At 70.4% G+C, this 21,142-nt stretch carries 18 protein-coding genes; 6 read left to right on the top strand and 12 right to left on the bottom strand.

Annotated features, from left to right (window positions below):
• Nucleotides 1-690 precede the first annotated feature (690 nt).
• The gene (gene trpS / locus ACIQBL_RS24585) at nt 691-1,686 is read left to right on the top strand and encodes a tryptophan--tRNA ligase (protein ID WP_401945054.1); all 996 of its coding nucleotides are present in this window, start codon (nt 691-693) and stop codon (nt 1,684-1,686) included.
• Between the two features lie 12 nt (nt 1,687-1,698).
• Here the strand turns inward: trpS and proC are convergent, their stop codons facing one another.
• The 3 genes from proC to ACIQBL_RS24570 form a co-directional block, all read right to left on the bottom strand.
• A complete protein-coding gene (proC, locus tag ACIQBL_RS24580) occupies nt 1,699-2,508 on the bottom strand; it encodes a pyrroline-5-carboxylate reductase (RefSeq protein WP_401945052.1) in 810 nt (269 codons plus the stop codon).
• Between the two features lie 127 nt (nt 2,509-2,635).
• A complete protein-coding gene (locus ACIQBL_RS24575; RefSeq protein WP_401945050.1) occupies nt 2,636-3,439 on the bottom strand; it encodes an ABC transporter permease in 804 nt (267 codons plus the stop codon).
• Nucleotides 3,436-4,236, bottom strand: coding sequence for an ABC transporter ATP-binding protein (locus ACIQBL_RS24570; protein ID WP_401945048.1), 801 nt, complete (start codon nt 4,234-4,236; stop codon nt 3,436-3,438). The genes ACIQBL_RS24575 and ACIQBL_RS24570 overlap by 4 nt, the downstream gene beginning before the upstream one ends.
• A 275-nt stretch (nt 4,237-4,511) precedes the next feature.
• Between ACIQBL_RS24570 and ACIQBL_RS24565 the strand changes: the two genes are divergently transcribed.
• A complete protein-coding gene (locus ACIQBL_RS24565) occupies nt 4,512-5,867 on the top strand; it encodes a SulP family inorganic anion transporter (protein ID WP_401945046.1) in 1,356 nt (451 codons plus the stop codon).
• Between the two features lie 370 nt (nt 5,868-6,237).
• Here the strand turns inward: ACIQBL_RS24565 and ACIQBL_RS24560 are convergent, their stop codons facing one another.
• The 4 genes from ACIQBL_RS24560 to ACIQBL_RS24545 all read right to left on the bottom strand — a co-directional run bounded on the left by ACIQBL_RS24560 (nt 6,238) and on the right by ACIQBL_RS24545 (nt 8,413).
• A complete protein-coding gene (locus ACIQBL_RS24560) occupies nt 6,238-7,020 on the bottom strand; it encodes a class I SAM-dependent methyltransferase (protein ID WP_401945044.1) in 783 nt (260 codons plus the stop codon).
• Nucleotides 7,021-7,133: 113 nt separating this feature from the next.
• Nucleotides 7,134-7,679 (bottom strand): EamA/RhaT family transporter, encoded by a 546-nt coding sequence (locus ACIQBL_RS24555; protein WP_401945042.1) that lies wholly within the window; start codon nt 7,677-7,679, stop codon nt 7,134-7,136.
• Between the two features lie 46 nt (nt 7,680-7,725).
• Entirely contained in the window at nt 7,726-8,010 is a 285-nt protein-coding gene (locus ACIQBL_RS24550) for an SH3 domain-containing protein (protein WP_401945040.1), read from the bottom strand.
• 91 nt (nt 8,011-8,101) lie between these two features.
• Nucleotides 8,102-8,413, bottom strand: a complete 312-nt coding sequence (locus tag ACIQBL_RS24545; protein WP_401945038.1) for an SH3 domain-containing protein — start codon at nt 8,411-8,413, stop codon at nt 8,102-8,104.
• Nucleotides 8,414-8,595: 182 nt separating this feature from the next.
• Here ACIQBL_RS24545 and ACIQBL_RS24540 point away from each other — a divergent pair, with 182 nt between their 5' ends.
• Nucleotides 8,596-10,704: a PQQ-binding-like beta-propeller repeat protein gene (locus tag ACIQBL_RS24540; protein WP_401945036.1), complete on the top strand. Its 2,109-nt coding sequence runs from the start codon at nt 8,596-8,598 to the stop codon at nt 10,702-10,704.
• A 111-nt stretch (nt 10,705-10,815) separates the two neighbouring features.
• On the opposite strand, the gene ilvD is transcribed toward ACIQBL_RS24540, so the two are convergent.
• The 4 genes from ilvD to ACIQBL_RS24520 all read right to left on the bottom strand — a co-directional run bounded on the left by ilvD (nt 10,816) and on the right by ACIQBL_RS24520 (nt 15,650).
• A complete protein-coding gene (ilvD, locus tag ACIQBL_RS24535) occupies nt 10,816-12,669 on the bottom strand; it encodes a dihydroxy-acid dehydratase (protein ID WP_401945034.1) in 1,854 nt (617 codons plus the stop codon).
• A gap of 111 nt (nt 12,670-12,780) precedes the next feature.
• Nucleotides 12,781-13,386 carry a TetR family transcriptional regulator gene (locus ACIQBL_RS24530; RefSeq protein ID WP_401945032.1) on the bottom strand — a complete coding sequence of 202 codons (606 nt, stop codon included), beginning with the start codon at nt 13,384-13,386 and terminating at the stop codon, nt 12,781-12,783.
• The gene (locus tag ACIQBL_RS24525) at nt 13,383-14,207 is read right to left on the bottom strand and encodes a sugar phosphate isomerase/epimerase family protein (RefSeq protein ID WP_401945030.1); all 825 of its coding nucleotides are present in this window, start codon (nt 14,205-14,207) and stop codon (nt 13,383-13,385) included. The genes ACIQBL_RS24530 and ACIQBL_RS24525 overlap by 4 nt, the downstream gene beginning before the upstream one ends.
• Before the next feature lie 504 nt (nt 14,208-14,711).
• Nucleotides 14,712-15,650, bottom strand: a complete 939-nt coding sequence (locus tag ACIQBL_RS24520) for a Ppx/GppA family phosphatase (RefSeq protein WP_401945028.1) — start codon at nt 15,648-15,650, stop codon at nt 14,712-14,714.
• Between the two features lie 83 nt (nt 15,651-15,733).
• Between ACIQBL_RS24520 and ACIQBL_RS24515 the strand changes: the two genes are divergently transcribed.
• Nucleotides 15,734-16,600, top strand: a complete 867-nt coding sequence (locus tag ACIQBL_RS24515) for a hypothetical protein (protein WP_401945027.1) — start codon at nt 15,734-15,736, stop codon at nt 16,598-16,600.
• 4 nt (nt 16,601-16,604) lie between these two features.
• Here the strand turns inward: ACIQBL_RS24515 and ACIQBL_RS24510 are convergent, their stop codons facing one another.
• Nucleotides 16,605-18,317, bottom strand: coding sequence for a hypothetical protein (locus tag ACIQBL_RS24510; RefSeq protein WP_401945026.1), 1,713 nt, complete (start codon nt 18,315-18,317; stop codon nt 16,605-16,607).
• Nucleotides 18,318-18,514: 197 nt separating this feature from the next.
• Between ACIQBL_RS24510 and radA the strand changes: the two genes are divergently transcribed.
• Entirely contained in the window at nt 18,515-19,924 is a 1,410-nt protein-coding gene (gene radA / locus ACIQBL_RS24505) for a DNA repair protein RadA (RefSeq protein ID WP_401945024.1), read from the top strand.
• A gap of 82 nt (nt 19,925-20,006) precedes the next feature.
• Nucleotides 20,007-21,131, top strand: a complete 1,125-nt coding sequence (gene disA / locus ACIQBL_RS24500; protein WP_401945022.1) for a DNA integrity scanning diadenylate cyclase DisA — start codon at nt 20,007-20,009, stop codon at nt 21,129-21,131.
• The last annotated feature ends 11 nt before the right edge of the window (nt 21,132-21,142 follow it).

Genomic DNA, 21,142 nt, shown 5'->3' with positions numbered 1-21,142 from the left:
TATCAACATATCTGGCGTTGATTTTTGGCACGCTGTTGAGTTCTCAAGGAACGGACGCTTCCTTTGTACTCACCCTCTCGGGCTTTCCTCCGGGCTTTTCCCTTCGGTCTTGCGTTTCCGACTCTATCAGACCGTTTCCGGTTCCGATTTCCTCGGTGCTTTCCAGGTTTCCGCTTCCGCGTTTCCCTTTCCGGCGGTTCCGACTCTATCAGATCCTTTCGGGCCTGACTCCCAGTCAGAGCGGGCTGCCTTCCCGGCCCTTGGGCCGTTCCGACGAGTGAGACTTTAGCGGAATCCTGAGTCCCGAGCGAATCGGGGGGTGCGTCCTTTCGAACGCGGATTCCTCATTTCGCAAATACGCATGGCAATACACGCGACGACGGATCGTCGATGTTTGTAGGTACTTGCGGAATGGCTGTCCGGGGACCGACCGGAGTCGGCGCTCACGTCGGACAACTCGGAGAACACTACGTACCTGGTCGGGGCGTGTCAACTTCGCTCCGGAGAGCACCGTGGAGGCGTACGCTGTGGGACGTGACTACGCGTACGTGCACCCAGCAGTGGTGGGCCGCCTGACGGCGGCCGTACACACGTATGTACTCAACGGCCGCCGCATCGGCGGCCGTTCGCGTTTCTCCCTCCAGAGGGCCGGCCGGCCGGGTGCGGCGGTCTCTATCAGGAGGTGGAGAGATGACACGGGTCTTCAGTGGGGTCAAGCCGACCGGGCATCTGACGCTGGGGAACTACCTGGGGGCCATCCGGCGGTGGGTCGACGTGGATCAGCGGCAGAGTGATGCCCTGTTCTGCGTGGTCGATCTGCACGCGCTGACCGTGGACCACGATCCGGCGCGGGTGCGCAGGCTCACCCGGCAGGCGGCGACATTGTTGCTGGCGGCTGGGCTGGATCCCGAGCTGTGCACCGTGTTCGTACAGAGTCATGTGGACGAGCACGCGCGGCTGTCGTACGTCATGGAGTGTGTGGCCACCGACGGGGAGATGCGGCGGATGGTCCAGTACAAGGAGAAGGCCGCGCGGGAGCGGGAGCGGGGTGGGAGTGTGCGGCTGTCGTTGCTGACGTATCCCGTGCTGATGGCGGCGGACATCCTGGCGTACGGGACGGACGAGGTGCCGGTCGGGGACGACCAGACGCAGCATGTGGAGCTGACGCGGGATCTGGCGGTGCGGTTCAACCAGCGGTACGGCCATACGTTCGTGGTGCCGCGGGCGACCCGGCCGGGGGTGGCCGCGCGGGTGATGAATCTGCAGGAGCCGACTTCGAAGATGGGGAAGTCGGACGACTCCGGGCCGGGGATCGTCTATCTGCTGGACGAGCCCGACGCCGTACGGAAGAAGGTCATGCGGGCCGTGACCGACAGTGCGGCGGAGGTCGTCTACGACCCGCAGGAGCGGCCGGGGGTGGCCAATCTGCTGGAGATCCTGGCCGCTTGCGGGGGTGGGGACCCCGAGGACCTGAGCCGTGGGTACCAGTCGTACGGGGCCTTGAAGAAGGACACCGCGGAGGCCGTCGTAGAGCTGCTTCGGCCTGTGCAGGAGCGGCACAAGGCGTTGTGTGCCGAACCCGCTTATGTGGAACGGGTGTTGCGGGACGGGGCGGAGAAGGCGAGAGGGATGGCGAAGCCGATGGTCGACAGCGCGTATCGGGCCATCGGGCTTCTGCCTGCGTAGTCGCCTGGCCGGCTAACTGTTTCCGGAGGCCAGTTCGCGGCTGCGGTCGCGGGCTGCCTCCAGGGCGGCGATGAGGGCGGCGCGTACGCCGTGGTTCTCGAGTTCGCGGATGGCGTTGATCGTCGTGCCGGCGGGCGAGGTGACGTTCTCGCGGAGCTTGACCGGGTGTTCGCCGCTGTCGCGGAGCATGACGGCGGCGCCGATGGCGGACTGGACGATGAGGTCGTGGGCCTTGTCGCGCGGGAGGCCGAGCAGGATGCCCGCGTCCGTCATGGCTTCGACCAGGTAGAAGAAGTACGCCGGGCCGGAGCCGGAGAGGGCGGTGCAGGCGTCCTGCTGGGACTCGGGGACGCGGAGGGTCTTGCCGACCGCGCCGAAGATCTCCTCGGTGTGCGCGAGGTGGGCCTCGGTGGCGTGGCTGCCGGCGGAGATGACGGACATGGCCTCGTCGACGAGGGCGGGGGTGTTCGTCATGACCCGGACGACCGGGGTGCCGGCGGCGAGGCGCTCCTCGAAGAACGAGGTGGGGATGCCCGCCGCGCCGCTGATGATCAGGCGGTCGGCGGGGACGTGCGGGGCGAGCTCGTCGAGGAGGGTGCCCATGTCCTGCGGCTTGACCGTGAGGATCAGGGTGTCGGCGCTCTTCGCGGCCTCCGGGTTGGTGACCGGGGTGACTCCGTGGCGGGCGCGGAGTTCCTCGGCGCGCTCGGGGCGGCGGGCGGTGACCAGGAGGTCGGCCGGGGCCCAGCCCGCTCGGATCATTCCGCTGAGCAGGGCTTCGCCGATCTTGCCGGTGCCGAGGACTGCGACTTTCTGGGTCATGGGGTCATCCTCGCACCGGCGGTGCGCCGTTGAGACGGTTGTCCGGCTGGCGGAACAACACCTCTGTGGAACATCTCTTTGGAACATCTCTGTGGACCATCGCTGTGGCACCTCTGTGGATACACCTCTATGCCGTGCGCCTCCTCAGGGTCGCCGCGCCCAGGCCCAGGACGAGGACCGCGCAGCCGGCCACGATCAGGGCGTCGCGTACGAACGTGGCGGTCATGTCCGTGTGCTTGAGGACCTCGTTCATGCCGTCGACGGCGTACGACATGGGGAGGACGTCGGAGATCGCCTCCAGGACGGGGTGCATGTTGGAACGGGGGGTGAAGAGGCCGCAGAGGAGGAGCTGGGGGAAGATCACCGCCGGCATGAACTGGACGGCCTGGAATTCGGAGGCGGCGAAGGCCGAGACGAAGAGGCCGAGGGCGGTGCCGAGCAGGGCGTCGAGGAGGGCCACCAGGAGGAGGAGCCAGGGGCTGCCGGTGACGTCGAGGCCCAGGAACCAGACCGCGAGGGCGGTGGCCAGGGCCGACTGGATGATCGCGAGGAAGCCGAAGGCGAGGGCGTAGCCGGCGATCAGGTCGCCCTTGCCGAGCGGCATGGCGAGGAGGCGTTCGAGGGTCCCGGAGGTGCGTTCGCGCAGGGTGGCGATGGACGTGACCAGGAACATCGTGATGAGCGGGAAGATGCCGAGGAGTGAGGCGCCGATGCTGTCGAAGGTGCGCGGGCTGCCGTCGAAGACGTAGCGCAGCAGGACGAGCATCAGGCACGGGATGAGGATCAGCAGCGCGATCGTGCGGGGGTCGTGGCGGAGCTGGCGCAGGACGCGGGTCGCGGTGGCGGTGGTGCGGGCGACGCTGAGGGCGCTGGTGGGTGCGGGCGCGCTGGTCGTCGTAGCGGACGTGGTCGTGGTCGTTGGTGTGCTCATCGGGTCGTCTCCTTCTGGCGGCCGGTGGCTACGGCCTCGTCGACCAGGTGCAGGAAGGCCGCTTCGACGGTGTCGGAGCCGGTGTCGGCGCGGAGGGCGTCCGGGGTGTCGTCGGCGAGGATCTCGCCCTCGCGCATCAGGAGGAGGCGGTGGCAGCGCTCGGCCTCGTCCATGACGTGGGAGGAGATGAGGAGGGTGGCGCCCCGGGAGGCGGCGATGTCGTGGAAGAGGGCCCACAGGTCGCGGCGGAGGACGGGGTCGAGGCCGACGGTGGGTTCGTCCAGGACGAGGAGTTCGGGGGCGCCGAGGAGTGCGACCGCGAGGGAGACGCGGCTGCGCTGGCCGCCGGAGAGGTTGCCGGAGAGGGAGTCTGCGTGGGTGGTGAGGTCCACGTCGGTGATGGCCCGGGTGACGTCGTCGCGGCGGCGGGGGGCGGCGGCTCGGCCGGGGTCGAGGATCGCGGCGAAGTAGTCCAGGTTCTGACGGACCGTCAAGTCGTTGTAGACGGAGGGTGCTTGGGTGACGTAGCCGATGCGGGTGCGGAGGGTGGGGTGGCCTGCGGGGCGGCCGAGGACGTTCAGGGTGCCGGTGACCTTGGCCTGGGTGCCGACGATCGAGCGCATGAGGGTCGACTTGCCGCAGCCGGAGGGGCCGAGCAGGCCGGTGATCTGGCCGCGCGGGACGGTGAAGTCGAGGCCGCGCAGGACGGTGCGGGGGCCTCGGACGACGGTGAGGGTTTCGGCGTGGACGGCGGGTGCCGGTTCCGTGCCGGGTGGGTCGGCGACGTAATTCATCATGTGATGAATAATGCTCCCGCCGGATGCGACTCGTCAAGCGGTTGCATACGACGGCGCAGGCGCGTGTCGGCGTGATCGGAGGGGGGTGGTCCGGTAGCTGCGCTTCCGCGTTCACGGGGTGGCAACACGCGGGGGGGTGCGCGGCCAACTCCCTTTCCCGACAATGGATTTCAGTAGTGGTTCAGTAATGGATTTCAGTTCGCCGTGCCCTCCCCCGGTGCGGCGCCCACGCATCTCCCGTCTGGCTCTGTCCTGTCTTCGGAGGTGCCGTTGTCATGCGCTGTGGTGTGAGCAAGGCCGATCTGTTCGCTTCTCTCGTCGTGTTTCTCGTCGCGCTGCCGCTGTGTGTGGGCGTGGCGATCGCCTCCGGGGTACCTGCCGAGTTGGGTCTGGTCACCGGGATCGTCGGCGGGCTGGTCGTCGGGGTGCTGCGGCTCGGGCGGTGGTTCCGGGCGGTGTCCGCGGCCGTGGTGCAGGGGATGCTCGCCGGGATCGGGCTCGTGCTGGTCTCCGGGCAGGTGTACGCGCTCGGCGATGTCGCCGCGCCGGCGGGCGGGGTCGGGAAGCTCGCCGGGCTGGTGTCGTTGCCGGGGGTGGTGGATCCGGTGGCGTTGTCAGTGGGCGGTGCCACCATTGCCGTACTGGTGCTGTGGCCTCGGTGGCGGTGGGGGGCCCGGGTGGTGCCGGCGCCGTTGGTGGCGGTGGGGTCGGCCGCCGCGGTGACCGGGGTGTTCGACCTGCCGGTGCGGCGGGTGGAGGTGCGGGGGCTGGTCGGTGCCGTGCGGGTGCCGGAGTGGGGGGATTTCGGGCGGCTTACGGAAGTGGGGGTGATCGGGACGGTCGTCGCGTTCGCGTTGATCGCGTCGGCGGAGTCGTTGTTCGGCGCGGCGGCGGTGGACCGGCTGCGTCGGGGGCCGCGGACGGACTACGACCGGGAGTCGATCGCGCGGGGCGCGGGGAACACCGTGTGCGGGGTGCTTGGGGCGTTGCCGATGAGCGCGGTGACCGTGCGGAGTGCGGCTGGGGGTGCGGCTGGGGGTGCCCTCTCCTCTGGGGGAGTGCAGGCGGGGGCGAGGGCGCGGACGAAGGCGTCGCTGGTGCTGCGCGGGGTGTGGCTGCTGGTGTTCACGGCTTTGTTGCCGGGGGTGCTGGGGCTGGTTCCGGTGGCTGCGCCGGCGGGGTTGCTTGTGCATGCCGGGTGCGGGCTCGTGCCGGTGCGGCAGGTGCGGGGGCTGTGGGCCGGGCGTCGGGGCGAGGTGGTCGTGCTCGGGGTGACCGCGGGGGCGATCGTGGTGGGGAATCTGTTCGAGGGGGTGCTGGTGGGGCTGGCCTTGGCCGTGGCGAAGACCGCGTGGGACGTCAGCCATGTGCAGGTGGAGACGGAGGATCTCGGGGACGCGGGGATCGTCGTACGGGTGCTGGGGCATGCGACGTTTCTGCGGCTGCCGAAGCTGTTGGACGCGTTGGAGGGGGTGCCGTACGACCGGGTGGTGCGGCTGGAGTTGGGTGGGTTGCGGCATGTGGATCATGCGTGTGCGGCAGCTTTGGAGGGGTGGGTCGCGGGACGGGGGCATGGGGACGGGGATGCGGATGGGGTTGGGGTTGGGGTGGTGGCGGTTGGGGGGTCGTGACGGGGTGGCGGTCAGGGGGCGTGACGATCACGGGGTGGCTGTCGGAGGAGGTCGTGACGGGGTGACGTCGTGACGGGGTGAGGTCGTGGCGTCGTGGCGTCGTGGCGTCGTGACGGGGTGACGGGGTGGCTGTCGGACGCGGTGACGTCGTGGCGTGGTGACGGGGTGACGGGGTGACGGGGTGACTGTCGGACGCGGTGACGTCGTGGCGTGGTGACGTCGTGAGGTCGTGGTGTAAGGGCATCGTGGTGTAAGGGCATCGTGACGTCAGGGCGTCAGGGCGTCAGGGCGTCAGGGCGTCAGGGCGTCAGGGCGTCAGGGCGTCAGGGCGTCAGGGCGTCAGGGCGTCAGGGCGTCAGGGCCTCGCGGGTCATGGTGCGAGGGCTACGACCAGTTCCACCACGTAGATCTCCTCCACGATGCCGTTCGGGAAGACGGTCCTGAGGTGGTTCCGTTCCTCGGTGAGGAAGGCGGTCGTGCTCTTCTCGTCGTGGACCAGGAAGGCCGAGTGGCTGCCGATGTTGGCCAGGTGGGTGTCGACGGGGACCTGGCGGCTCCAGCGGACCCTGCGGTGGGCGAAGTCGAGTCGGCCGGTGGGGTCGGCCAGGGCGGAACGCAGGCCGCTGCCGTTCTGCTCCACGACGCGGTCGATGCCGAAGTGGATGCGGATGCGTTCCGACTGCTCGGCGATCCACGGCACGTCGAGCGCGCTCGTGTTCCACCACAGTGCCAGCGCGCCGCCCGGACGCAGTACGCGCAGCGCCTCCGGGACCGACCGGGCGGGGTCCGTCCAGTGCCAGGCCTGGGCGTAGGTGAGGAAGTCGGCGGAGTGGTCGGCGAGGGGGAGGGCGTTGCCGTTGCCCCGGACGAGCGGTACCTCGGGGAGGGTGCGGCGGAACTGGGCCGCCATGCCGTCGCCGGGTTCGATCGCGACCACGTCGGCACCGCGGGCGTGCAGGAGGGCGGTCGCGATACCGGTACCGGCGCCGATGTCCGCGACGCGGGCGCCGGTGAGGGGGTGACCTGCGAGGTCCTCGATGGCGTCGAAGAGGGCGGGTGGGTAGGAGGGGCGGTTCTCGGCGTACTGGGCCGCGGCGGCGTTGAAGGAGTGGGCTCGGGCGGCGGGCGAGGGGGGCTTCGAGGACGTGGTCATACGGTCATCGTGCCGAGGTGGGTGCAGGGTGCAGGTGGATTTTGGTGAGAAATGGGGGTGGGGTGGTCCGGCCGAAGTGGCCGGGGGGAGCGGCGTTTCGTCGGCTCACCCGGTCACGAACGGCGGCGCTTCTTCGACGGGTTGCCGGTGCGGCGGGTCGTTCGCTTCTCGTGCTGGGCCACGGCCGACTCGTACTCCTGGCGGTGGAGTTTCTCGCCGGGGGCCTCCGTGAAGGTGCGGAAGAAGTAGGCGAGGAGGGAACCCACGAAGCCGATGGCCAGGAGGCCGCGGAGGGAGGCCTGGCGGTCGGGGTCGGGGCGTTTGTTGAAGCTCTCCCAGGTGTGGCCGAAGGCGAGGGCGCTGCAGATCGCGAACATCGCGATGACGAGGAGGGTGACGAAGCTGCCGACGTCCGCGATCTGGAGGCCCTGGTAGGCGAAGCGGAGGACCAGGCAGGAGACGACGGCGGCGGCGAGGGAGCCGGCTGCCGTGGCGATGCGGCGCGGGGTGTAGCCGTTGTCGTGGTTCACCCAGGTCGTGCCGAAGAAGCGGAGGGGTTCGGGGCGGGGGCCTGTGCCTGTGCCTCCGTCTGTGCCTCCGTCTGTGCCTGGGGAGCCCGCGGGGGTGTCCTGGGTGTCGGTGCCGGTCTCGTCGTTCACGGGACGATTATGGCTCCGGGGGTGGCCGCGGGCTCCCCTTGGGGGCTCAGGAGCAGTGGGCGGCTATGTAGCCGTCGCTGCCGGTGTTCACGTAGGTATCCGAGATGTACTCGCCGTCGTCGATGTTGTCCCAGATGTTCGACGTGCCGTAGTAGCCCGAGACCGTGGTGCCCGGAGTCTGGCAGTAGACCAGGACCTGCGAGCCGACGGGCAGGACGCGGACGATGGTGTAGCCGGTGCCTGGGCCACTGCGGACGTTGACGCTGGTACCGGGCGCGATCGCGTAGTAGTGCAGCGTTGTGGCGGCGTCGGCCGGGGCCGGTGCACCCATCACTATGAGAAGGGCTCCGGCAGCGCCAGCGAACAGGACGGATCTGCGCCTTCGGTATGACATGCGTGTCCTTGGGGTCGGGGTCGTGGGATCAGGAGCAGCGGGAGGCCACGTAGCCGTCGCTGCCGGTGCTCACGTATGCGTCGGACACGAACTCGCCGTTGCTGATGTTGTCCCAGATGTTCGACGTGCCGTAGGTGCCGGTGACCGTGGTGCCCGGTGTCTGGCAGTAGATCGGGACCTGCGAGCCCCCCGGCAGGGTGCCGACGATGCTGTAGCTCGTGCCGGGGCCGCTGCGGATGTTGAGACGGACGTCGGCAGTCGTGTAGTAGTGCACGGCCGCTGCCGTGGCCACGGCCTCGGACTCGCTGCCCTCGGCCTCTTGCGCGCGGTCAACAGACATGAAAAACCTCCCCCGTTGGACCCCATGACTGCCATGGGGCCCCGATGATTCCCCTGAAACACGCCATGAAACATATGTGCGCACCTCGCACTCGGAAGCCAGCAAGCCGTCTCTGTCCCGTACGGGTCATCGACTAGGCTCCGTGCGTCGCGCGCGCGAACGATCAGCACGGGGGTGGTCCCATGGCGCCACAGCACGACACCGGAGCGGGCGCGGAAGCGGAACTTCCCGAGTACGCCGGTCACTACCGCCTGGAGTCATGCCTTGGCTCCGGCGGCATGGGGGTGGTGCATCTGGCGCAGAGCACCTCCGGGATGAAGGTCGCCGTGAAGGTGGTCCACGCTCAGTTCGCACAGGATCCCGAGTTCAGAGGGCGGTTCCGGCAGGAGGTGGCTGCCGCGCGGCGGGTGAGCGGGGCCTTCACCGCGCCGGTGGTCGACGCCGATCCCGAGGCCCCACGGCCTTGGATGGCGACGCTGTTCATTCCCGGATCGACCCTGTCCGAGCACGTGAAGCGGAACGGGCCCATGACGCCCGGCGAGTTGCGCCGACTGATGGCGGGACTGGCCGAGGCGCTGCGCGACATCCATCGGGTGGGCGTCGTGCACCGGGATCTGAAACCCAGCAACGTGCTGCTCGCCGAGGACGGTCCGAAGGTCATCGACTTCGGTATTTCTCGGCCAAAGGACAGCGAACTGCGCACCGAGACGGGGAAGTTGATCGGGACGCCGCCCTTCATGGCACCGGAGCAGTTCCGGCGGCCCAGGGAGGTCGGGCCCGCCGCGGACATCTTCGCGCTCGGGTCCGTGATGGTGCACGCGGCGACCGGGCGAGGGCCGTTCGACTCGGACAGCCCGTACGTCGTGGCCTACCAAGTCGTGCACGACGAACCGGACTTGGCCGGGGTGCCGGACAATCTGGCGCCGCTCGTCATTCGTTGTCTCGCCAAGGAACCCGAAGACCGGCCCACGCCTGACGAGTTGATGCGGGAGCTGCGATCCGTGGCGGCCTCGTACGACACTCAGGCGTTCATACCTGAGCAGCGGACAGGCGGTGCACCGGCTCCCGAGTCGGACCCGGTGGAGGAGCCCGCGCGCACACCCCGGCGGCGTCGGACGGTGATGCTGGCGGCCGCGGCTGCCGGGCTGGTCGTGTGCGGCGTCCTCGCCTCGGTTCAGCTGGCCGGAGGCGCTGACACCTCGCCGACCAGAGGGGCCGACGCCCCGGCGAGGAGCACCGGCACACGGACCTCACCGGCCGGGCTCAAGGCCTGGGCGACGAAGCCCGCGGCCAAGGCCGGGGGTGTGCCCCAATGCGCCTACGGCGCAGGTGAGTTGCTGTGCGCGCAACCCGGAGTCGTCTACGCTCTCGCACCGGCCGACGGCACTCTGCTGTGGCGGCATTCGGTCGCCAAGGAGAGACCCGATGGCGCACCCGTCGTCGCCGGTGGGCCAGTGCACCCGTACGTCGGCGGGAGCCGGCGCCTGGAGGCGCTCGATCCGTCGTCGGGCGCGCGGATCTGGCAGCGGAACACGCCGGGTTACGACTCCGTGCGCTACGTCGGCGGTATGGCCCTGCTCAGCCGTGCGGACGGCACGGTCACGGGCGTCGACGGCGCGTCGGGCGAGACGAAGTGGAGCCGCCGGATTCCTGGTGTCACGGCCTTCGTCTCGTTCGCCGGGAACCCACTGGCGTACGCGACGAGATCGTCCGACGACGGGTCGAGCACCAAGGTCATCGCTGTCGATCCGGATACCGGCGACGTTCGGTGGGAAGCACGGCTGCAGGGGGTGCTGAGGCCCGTCGGCGTCCAAGGCGGATCCGTGTTCTTCCTCTCCGCCGACTGGAGTTCCGGTGACACCAAGGCCGTCGTCCGCTACGTCCCCGGCACAAGGGCGACGAGCCGGGTGGAGCTGCCCGTACCGCGTCAGGACCCCGTGGCCACCATGCGCGGAAACGTCATGTACGTACTGGCGACCGGCGGTTCACTGGAGGCGATCGACACGGACACCCACAAGCGGTTGTGGCATCTGGAGACGTCCGTGAGCCGCGGTTCGGTGCCGGTCACCGACGACAAGCACGTGTACGTCACCGCCCCTGACGGGCGCCTCTTGGCGGTCAACGCCGACAACGGGCGGCTCGTCGGGCAGACGGCCGCTCGGCTCGGCACGAACTCCGGCCAGGTTGTCGCCACGCTCCCCGAACCCGTCGTAGCCGACAACCGCGTCTACGCCGCCGCCCCCGACGGCACGGTCTTCGCCGTCAACTCCCGTACCCCCGGGGCCTGGTAGCAGTAGCGAGGCCAACTCCCGTACATCCAGGGGCTGGTAGCCATAGCGAGGCAGCAAAAGGGGCCGCCCCCGTCGAAACGAAGGCGGCCCCACGAAGCAACGCGCCGGGCCTCAGCCCAGCTTGCTGACGTCCCGCACGGCGCCCCGGTCCGCGCTGGTGGCCATCGCGGCGTACGCGCGCAGGGCCGCCGAGACCTTGCGCTCGCGGTTCTTCGGGGCGTACCGCCCGCCGAGCGCGGCGTCGCGGCGGGCCAACTCGGCGTCGTCGACGAGGAGTTCGATCGTGCGGTTCGGGATGTCGATGCGGATGCGGTCGCCGTTCTCGACGAGGGCGATGGTGCCGCCGGACGCCGCCTCGGGGGACGCGTGGCCGATGGACAGGCCCGAAGTGCCGCCGGAGAAGCGGCCGTCGGTGATCAGCGCGCAGGTCTTGCCGAGGCCGCGGCCCTTGAGGAAGGACGTCGGGTAGAGCATCTCCTGCATACCGGGGCCGCCCTTGGGGCCCTCGTAGCGGATGACGACGACGTCGCCGTGCGTCACCTGCTTGTTGAGGATCTTCTCGACGGCCTCTTCCTGCGACTCGCAGACGACCGCCGGGCCCTCGAACGTCCAGATCGACTCGTCGACGCCGGCCGTCTTCACGACACAGCCGTCGACGGCCAGGTTGCCCTTGAGGACGGCCAGGCCGCCGTCCTTGGAGTAGGCGTGCTCGGCGGAGCGGATGCAGCCCTCGGCCGCGTCCTCGTCCAGCGCCTCCCAGCGCTCGGACTGGGAGAAGGCCTCGGCGGAGCGGACGCAGCCGGGGGCCGCGTGCCACAGTTCCACGGCCTCCGGGGAGGGGGAGCCGCCGCGCACGTCCCACGTCTTCAGCCAGTCCGCGAGGGACGGGCTGTGGACGGAGTGGACGTCCTCGTTGAGCAGGCCGGCGCGGTGCAGTTCGCCCAGCAGGGCCGGGATGCCGCCGGCGCGGTGCACGTCCTCCATGTAGTACGTGCGGCTCTTCGCGACGTTCGGGGCGACCTTCGCGAGGCACGGCACGCGGCGCGAGACGGCGTTGATCTCGTCGAGGCCGAACGTGACGCCCGCCTCCTCCGCCGCCGCCAGCAGGTGCAGGATCGTGTTGGTGGAGCCGCCCATCGCGATGTCGAGGGCCATGGCGTTCTCGAAGGCCGCGAAGGTGGCGACGTTGCGGGGCAGGACCGTCTCGTCGTCCTGCTCGTAGTAGCGGCGGGTGATGTCCATCACCGTGCGGGCCGCGTCCTGGTACAGGCCCTTGCGGGCCGTGTGCGTGGCGAGGACCGAGCCGTTGCCCGGGAGGGACAGGCCGATCGCCTCGGTCAGGCAGTTCATCGAGTTGGCCGTGAACATGCCGGAACAGGAGCCGCAGGTCGGACAGGCGTTCTCCTCGATACGGAGGATGTCCTCGTCCGAGATCTTGTCGTTCACGGCGTCGGAGATCGCGTCGACCAGGTCGAGCGTACGGACCGTGCCGTCGACCAGCGTGGCCCGGCCGGACTCCATCGGACCGCCGGAGACGAAGACCGTCGGGATGTTCAGGCGGAGCGCCGCCATGAGCATGCCGGGCGTGATCTTGTCGCAGTTGGAGATGCAGATCAGGGCGTCGGCGCAGTGCGCCTCGACCATGTACTCGACCGAGTCCGCGATCAGGTCGCGCGAGGGCAGGCTGTACAGCATGCCGCCGTGGCCCATCGCGATGCCGTCGTCCACCGCGATCGTGTTGAACTCGCGCGGGATGCCGCCGGCCGCGGTGATCGCCTCGCTGACGATCCGGCCGACCGGCTGGAGGTGGGTGTGGCCCGGCACGAACTCCGTGAAGCTGTTCGCCACCGCGATGATCGGCTTCCGGCCGATGTCCGCACCCGGTACACCGGAGGCGCGCATAAGGGCGCGTGCGCCCGCCATGTTGCGACCGTGGGTGACTGTGCGGGACCTCAGCTCGGGCATCGTCGCTCGCTCCTTCAGACAGATAGGGCTGGTATTGAGCGTACGCCGGTCATCCAGGGGTCGGACACGGCGTCCGCATGACGGGACACACATCTCATCGGCGATCGGGGGCTACGGCCCCGTCAGATGCCCCTGCACCACCGGCGCGATCCTCCTGATGATCTGCTCCGCGTCCGCCGAGGCCAGCGGCTCGACCTTGATCACGTACCGCAGCATCGCCGTACCGACCAGCTGCGCCGCCGCCAGCTCGGCGCGCAGTTCCGCGTCCGGGAGGTCCAGCTCGGCGGCGACCCGGCGCAGCACCTGGGAGGCGACCAGCCGGCGGAAGACGGCGGCGGCCGTCTCGTTGTTGAGGGCGGAACGGACGATCGCCAGCAGCGGCGTACGACTGGCGGGGTTCTCCCAGATGCCGAAGAAGAAGCGGGTCAGCCGCTCGCCGACGCCGTCCAGCGGCCCTTCGGTGACCGCGTCCCGGGCGGTCAGCGCGGGGGCGAAGGCGACCTCGATGGCCGACTCGAAGACCTGCTCCTTGGTACCGAAGTAGTGGTGCACGAGCGCCGGGTCGACCCCGGCGGCTTTCGCGATACCGCGCACGGACGTCTTCTCGTAGCCCCGCTCGGAGAACTCCTCCCGGGCCGCGCTCAGGATGCGGTCGCGGGTGTCGGCGGATTCCGTACGAGGGGGTCGGCCCCGGCGCTTGGCGGTGGCGTCGGTCACCGCCGGGGCACCTTCACGGCCGAGGCCAGATGCAGGCGGGTGAAGGCGAGCGCCTCCGCGAGATCGGCCTCGCGTTCGGCGCTGGACATCGCGCGCCGGGTGTTGACCTCGATGACGACATGGCCGTCGAAGCCGGTCGTCGCGAGCCTTTCCAGCAGTTCGGCGCAGGGCTGGGTGCCGCGGCCGGGGACGAGGTGCTCGTCCTTGTTGGAGCCGTTGCCGTCGGCGAGGTGGACATGGCCGAGACGGTCGCCCATGCGGTCGATCATCTCGGTCGCGTCGGTGCGGGCGGTCGCGGTGTGGCTGAGGTCGATCGTGAAGTGCCGGTAGTCCTCGTTCGTCACGTCCCAGTCGGGGGCGTAGGCGAGCATCTCGCGGTCGCGGTAGCGCCACGGGTACATGTTCTCTACGGCGAACCGCACATCCGTCTCGTTCGCCATCCGCCAGATCCCGCTGACGAAGTCACGCGCGTACTGGCGCTGCCAGCGGAACGGCGGATGCACCACGACCGTGCTCGCGCCGAGCTTCTCTGCGGCGGCCTGGGCGCGCTGGAGCTTGATCCACGGGTCGGTCGACCACACCCGCTGCGTGATGAGCAGGCACGGCGCGTGCACGGCGAGGATCGGCACCTGGTGGTAGTCGCTGAGTCTGCGCAGCGCCTCGATGTCCTGGCTGACCGGGTCGGTCCACACCATGACCTCGACGCCGTCGTAACCGAGGCGCGCGGCGATCTCGAAGGCCGTCGCCGTCGACTCCGGATACACGGACGCCGTGGACAGCGCGACCTTCGCATCCGGGATGCGCACGACTGGTTCTGCCACGGAGGACACACTACGGGGCGGTGCTTTGCGTACGGGAGCCGGTTGCTGTGCACGCCCTGTGCGGGGCACTGCAACCGGCCATCTCCGGCGGGGGGCCGCGTTGTGGCGATACTTCATGCGGGTTCGATACGTCTGGTGCGGGGCGGGCGTTCAGTACGGCGCTGGTAGGGCGGGGGGCACGGAGTGGGGGTGTGAGTGCGCGCCCAGGAGCTCGGGGGTTCGCGTGTGCGGGGCGGCTGCGGGTGGGGCGTGGCTGGTCGCGCAGTTCCTCGCGCCCCTTGGGGGGGTCTGTTGCCGGGCGACTGCGGGTGCGTTGTGATTGCTCGCGCAGTTCCCCGCGCCCCTTCGAAACGCAGGCCCGGTTCCAGGGGCGCCGGGCTGTATCGATATGCGGCTCCGCCGCGTGGGCGCGACCAGCCACAACGCACCCGCAGCCGCCCCGCCACAGAACCCCCCGAGCTCTTGGGCGGTGGCCATGACCTCCCCCGCAACGGCAACGGCGCCCTACGCCAACGCCGACGGCATCTGGTCCAACCGCCGCAGGATCACGCCCTCGCGCAGCGCCCACGGGCAGACCTCCAGCGTCTCCACGCCGAACAGATCCATCGCGCCCTCGGCGACCATCGCGCCGGCCAGGAGTTGTTCGGCGCGGCCCTCGGAGACGCCGGGGAGGACGGCGCGCTGGGCGGTGGTCATGCCGCCCAGGCGGGGGACCCAGGCCTCCAGGGACTCGCGCTTCAGTTCGCGCTGGACGTAGAGGCCGTCGGCGGAGCGGGCGGCGCCGGCGAGGCGGGCGAGCTGCTTGAAGGTCTTCGACGTGGCGACGACGTGGTCGGGGGCGCCGAAACGGCTGAACTCCCCCACCGTACGGGCGATCTGGGCGCGCACATGGCGGCGCAGGGCCCTTATCGCGTCCGGTTCCGGCGGGTCCCCGGGGAGCCAGCCGGCGGTGAGGCGGCCGGCGCCGAGCGGCAGCGACACCGCCGCGTCGGGTTCCTCGTCGATGCCGTAGGCGATCTCCAGGGAGCCGCCGCCGATGTCGAGGACGAGGAGCTTGCCCGCTGACCAGCCGAACCAGCGGCGGACGGCGAGGAAGGTGAGCCGGGCCTCCTCGGCGCCGGTGAGGACCTGGAGTTCGACGCCGGTCTCGGTCTGCACGCGCGCGAGGACGTCGTCCGCGTTGCTGGCCTCGCGGACGGCGGAGGTGGCGAACGGGAGGAGTTCCTCGACACCCTTGTCCTCGGCGGCCTGGAGCGCCTCCTGGACGACGCCGACGAGTTTGTCGACCCCCTCGGGGCCGATCGCCCCGTCGTCGTCGAGGAGTTGGGCAAGGCGGAGTTCCACCTTGTGCGAGTGCGCGGGCAGGGGGCGTGCGCCCGGGTGTGCGTCCACCACCAGCAGATGCACCGTGTTCGATCCCACGTCGAGGACACCGAGTCTCATATACGGAACGCTACTGCCACCTGCACCGATCTCCGTCCCCGGAGCGGTTTCTGGGGCCGCCCCGGGCGACTTACCCTGGACGCGTGCCAAAGACGAAAAAGGCGAAGAACGACAAGGCGGCCAAATCACCCGGCGATTCTTCGCCGGTGACGTCGGCCAGGCCCCCGAAGACGTCGACGATGTCGAAGAAGGCGCTGAAAGCCGACGAGAAGGGGCTCGACTTCGCGCGCGCGTGGGTGGAGTTCCCGGACCCGGCGGACGAGGAACAGCTCTTCCGCTGCGATCTGACATGGCTGACCTCTCGCTGGAACTGCATCTTCGGAAGCGGCTGCCAGGGCATCCAGGCGGGCCGCGCGGACGACGGGTGCTGCACCCTGGGCGCGCACTTCTCCGACGAGGACGACGAGAAACGGGTCGCCGGGCATGTGGCGAGGCTCACCCCGGACATCTGGCAGCACCACGACGAGGGCGTGGCGAACGGCTGGACCTCGGAGGACGAGGACGGCGACCGCCAGACCCGCCCCTACAAGGGCTCGTGCATCTTCCAGAACCGCCCCGGTTTCGCGGGCGGCGCGGGCTGCTCGCTGCACATCCTGGCCGTCAAGGAGGGCCGCGAGCCCCTGGAGACCAAGCCGGACGTCTGCTGGCAGCTGCCGGTGCGGCGCACGTACGAGTGGATCGACCGGCCGGACGACACGCGCGTGCTCCAGGTGTCGATCGGCGAGTACGACCGCAGGGGCTGGGGTCCGGGCGGCCACGACCTGCACTGGTGGTGCACGTCGGCGACCTCGGCGCACGGCGCGGGCGACCCGGTGTACGTGTCCTACCGCCCGGAGCTGACCGAGCTGATGGGCAAGGCGGGCTACGACCGGCTGGTCGAGCTGTGCGAGGAGCGCCTGGCCTCGCACCTCCCGCTGCTGGCACCGCATCCGGCGGACCCGGTTGCCTGACGGGTTACGGCGAGCCCGGGTCACCGCTGTCCTCGGGCGGCGGCGCCGAGCCGCCCGGGTCGGCGGAGGACGAGCCCGTCGGCGTCGGAGTCGGGTCGGCGGACGAGGACGGCGGGTCGCTCGGCGTCGGGTCGCCCGGGGCCGTGCTCGTGGGCGTCGGGTCCGGGCCGGACGAGGGCGGGCCGCCGGGGTCGGGATCCGAGGGGTGCGAGGGGTTGCCGGACTCGGTCGGGGCGGGCGCGGTGCCGTAGCCCTCGATGGAGACGATGGCGCCGGCGGGTGAGACGGCCACGCGCGCGGTCCAGTGGCCGGAGGGCTCGCGCAGGTGGTCGACGTACACCTTGATCGTCAACGACTCCCCGGGTGCCAGGGTTCCCGAGGACTGGCTGAGGTAGAGCCAGGGTGCCCCGGTGGCCGCGGACCAGGGGACCGGGGCCGTGCCGGACGCGGTGAGGGTGATGAGCGTGGTGTCGCCGCTGTTGGCGGCCGAGACGGCGAGGTGTCCGGCGCCCTTCTGTCCGGCGCCGGTGACGCTGACGACCTCTACGGAGACATCGTTTTTGCCGTTCTCGCCGGTTCGGCCGCCGGGGCTGGTGGCGCTGTCGCCGGTGTTCTCGTAGCCACCGCTCGCGACCTCGCCCTCCAGGCCGCCGGGGTCGTGTGCCTCGCTCGTGGTGGCGGCCCGGCCGTCGACGCCCTCGCCGGTCGGTGTGCCCCGGTAGGCGGCCCACAGGGCCAGGACGGGGGCCGCGACGACGGTGGCGACGACGGTCGTCGTGACGGCACGCGCGCGAAGCCGGTCTCTTCGGGCCGCGCGGTCCTTGGGGTCCATCGGGAAACCGCGCCGGTCGAAGCGGGGTGCCGAGGCGCCACGCGCGCGCGGGAGGTGCGCCATCGCCACGTGCAGGGCCGCGCGGGGCGCCTCCAGGACGGGCAGTTCGGCGGGTGTGACACTCGCGCCGGGCCAGCTGCCGGGCACCGCGCGCTCGGCGGTACGACGGCAGCGCGGGCAGTCGTCGACGTGCCGGACCAGTTCGCGGCGCAGGGCGCTGCTGAGCACGAGCTGATGGTCGCCGGTGAGCCGGGCGACGCTCGGGCAGCTCCCGGTCTCCACTACGGCGAGGGCGGCACGCGTGCGTTCCACCTCGCAGGCGGCGGAGGCCAGCAGCTCCCGGGTGAGGGCGAGGTCCATGCCGAGGACGGCGGCGACCTCGTGGGCGGCGAGCCGGTGGCGCACGGCGAGTTCGAGCGCCTCGCGCTGTTCCGGGGTGGTCCCGGCGGCCTCCGGCCAGGCGAGCAGGGCGAGTTCACGCCGCCGCTGCTCACGCACCTCCTCGGAGACGGCCGGAGCCTGTTCCTCGTCCCCGGTACGGCCCACCGCGTGGGTGCCCTGACGTTTCTGCTTGGCCTCGGCCAGCTTGCGCAGACACGCCCAGCGGGCCAGCGCGTAGAGCCAGGCGCGACGGTCCCCCGCCGTCTCCGGCGCCCGCGCGCCCCGGCGTTCGGCCAGCGCCAGCACGTCCCCGAGGGCGGCGGTCGCGGTGTCGTGGTCGCACAGCACGGACAGGCAGTACGTGAACAGGCCGTCCAGATACGGCTCGTAGCGCGCGGGCGGGCGCTGCGCCAGCGTGCGCGCCGCAGCGCGGTCGCGCGCCTCCCGATGCGCCCGGTGTGCGCCGGTGGTGCGGGTCGAGGTCTCCGGACTGCTGCTCATCACCCGTGCGACCGTAGGCGGCGGGCGATGCCCCCTTCCGCCCCCTTGAGCACTTTTAATCCGTACGGGTGAAACGATCCCTCAATAGGGGACGGGAACCCTCGATTCGCTGGCTCGTTCCCGACGGACGGTGGCCGAATACCGAACCACGACCGTCCGCCGCCGACCGCCTTGTCAGTCCCGCCGGTTACGGTTCACGCATGGCTGCCCGTGCGAAGACCACCAAGGACCGTCCGTCCTACCGCTGCACCGAGTGCGGCTGGCAGACGGCCAAGTGGCTCGGCCGCTGCTCCGAGTGCCAGGCGTGGGGGACGGTCGAGGAGTACGGCGCGCCCGCCGTCCGCACGACGGCCCCCGGCCGCGTCACCACCTCGGCGGTCCCCATCGGGCAGGTCGACGGCCGTCAGGCCACCGCCCGCTCGACCGGCGTGCCCGAGCTGGACCGGGTCCTCGGCGGCGGCCTGGTCCCCGGAGCGGTGGTCCTCGTCGCGGGCGAACCGGGCGTGGGCAAGTCGACCCTGCTCCTCGACGTGGCGGCCAAGTCGGCGAGCGAAGAGCACCGCACGCTCTACGTGACGGGCGAGGAATCAGCGAGCCAGGTCCGCCTGCGCGCCGACCGCATCAAAGCGATCGACGACAACCTCTACCTCGCCGCCGAGACCGATCTGGCCACGATCCTCGGCCACTTGGACGCGGTGAAGCCCTCCCTCCTGATCCTGGACTCCGTGCAGACGGTGGCCTCCCCGGAGATCGACGGCGCACCCGGCGGCATGGCCCAGGTCCGCGAGGTGGCCGGCGCGCTGATCCGCGCCTCCAAGGAGCGAGGCATGTCCACCCTCCTCGTAGGCCACGTCACCAAGGACGGCGCTATCGCCGGCCCCCGCCTCCTGGAACACCTGGTCGACGTAGTGCTCTCCTTCGAAGGCGACCGGCACGCACGCCTGCGCCTCGTACGGGGCGTCAAGAACCGCTACGGCACGACCGACGAGGTCGGCTGCTTCGAGCTGCACGACGAGGGCATCACGGGCCTGGCCGACCCGAGCGGCCTGTTCCTGACCCGCCGCGCGGAGCCGGTCCCCGGCACCTGCCTGACGGTCACCCTGGAAGGCCGCCGCCCCCTGGTGGCCGAGGTCCAGGCCCTCACGGTCGACTCCCAGATCCCCTCCCCGCGCCGCACGACCTCGGGCCTGGAGACGTCCCGGGTCTCGATGATGCTCGCGGTCCTGGAGCAACGAGGCAGGATCAGCGCCCTCGGCAAGCGGGACATCTACTCGGCAACAGTCGGCGGGGTAAAACTGTCCGAACCGGCGGCGGATCTGGCCATCGCCCTCGCCCTGGCCTCCGCGGCGAGCGACACCCCCCTCCCCAAGAACCTGGTCGCGATCGGCGAAGTGGGCCTCGCGGGCGAGGTCAGACGGGTCACGGGCGTCCAGCGCAGGCTCTCCGAAGCACACCGTCTGGGCTTCACGCACGCCCTCGTTCCGGGCGACCCGGGCAAGATCCCGGCCGGCATGAAGGTCCTCGAAGTGGCCGACATAGGAGACGCTCTCCGGGTCCTTCCGCGCTCCCGTAAGCGAGAGGCCCCACGGGACGACGAGGACCGCCGGTAGACTTTGCCCTGGTCTCGCCCGTCCATACGTACAGAGTGTGTGAAACGGGAGCACCAGAAGAACCTGCGACCCGAGGAGTGCAGTGGCAGCCAACGACCGGGCGTCAGCTCCCGGAAAGTCCGGCGGGAGCTCCGGTGCCGATGGCCTGATGCGCGCCTCCCTGAGCGCCGTGGCACCCGGCACGGCCCTGCGCGACGGCCTGGAGCGGATCCTCCGCGGCAACACGGGCGGACTCATCGTGCTCGGCTCCGACAAAACAGTCGAAGCAATGTGCACAGGCGGTTTCATCCTGGACGTGGAGTTCACAGCCACGCGCCTACGGGAACTCTGCAAGCTGGACGGCGGCATCGTGGTGTCCTCCGACCTCTCGAAGATCCTCCGCGCGGGCGTCCAACTGGTACCCGACCCCAACATCCCCACCGAGGAGACAGGCACCCGGCACCGCACCGCCGACCGGGTCAGCAAGCAGGTCGACTTCCCGGTCGTCTCGGTATCCCAGTCCATGCGCCTGATCGCCCTCTACGTGGACGGCCAGCGCCGCGTCCTGGAGGACTCGGCGGCGATCCTGTCCCGAGCGAACCAGGCCCTGGCCACGCTGGAGCGCTACAAGCTCCGCCTGGACGAGGTGGCGGGAACGTTGTCAGCCCTCGAAATCGAAGACCTGGTAACGGTCCGAGACGTCTCGGCAGTGGTCCAACGCCTGGAAATGGTCCGCCTGATCGCCACAGAGATCGCGGAATACGTACTGGAACTGGGCACGGACGGCCGCCTACTCGCCCTCCAACTGGAGGAGTTGATCGCGGGCGTGGAACCGGAACGCGAACTCGTCGTGCGCGACTACGTCCCCGAACCCACGGCCAAACGCTCCCGCACGGTGGACGAGGCCCTGGCCGAACTCGACGCCCTCTCCCACGCGGAACTCCTCGAACTCCCCACCGTGGCACGCGCCTTGGGCTACACCGGCTCCCCCGAGGCCCTCGACTCGGCGGTCTCCCCCCGGGGCTTCCGCCTCCTGGCCAAGGTCCCGCGCCTCCCCGGCGCGATCATCGACCGCCTGGTGGAACACTTCGGCGGCCTGCAAAAGCTCCTGGCGGCAAGCGTCGACGACCTGCAAACAGTCGACGGCGTAGGCGAAGCAAGGGCACGAAGCGTACGAGAGGGCCTGTCCCGCCTGGCGGAGTCGTCAATCCTGGAGCGCTACGTCTAGCACCCGGCGTA

It is taken from the genome of Streptomyces sp. NPDC088350 (assembly GCF_044753545.1).
Taxonomy (GTDB): domain Bacteria; phylum Actinomycetota; class Actinomycetes; order Streptomycetales; family Streptomycetaceae; genus Streptomyces.
Note: the sequence above shows the minus strand (reverse complement) of the source record. Positions and strands in the feature narration are given on the sequence as shown.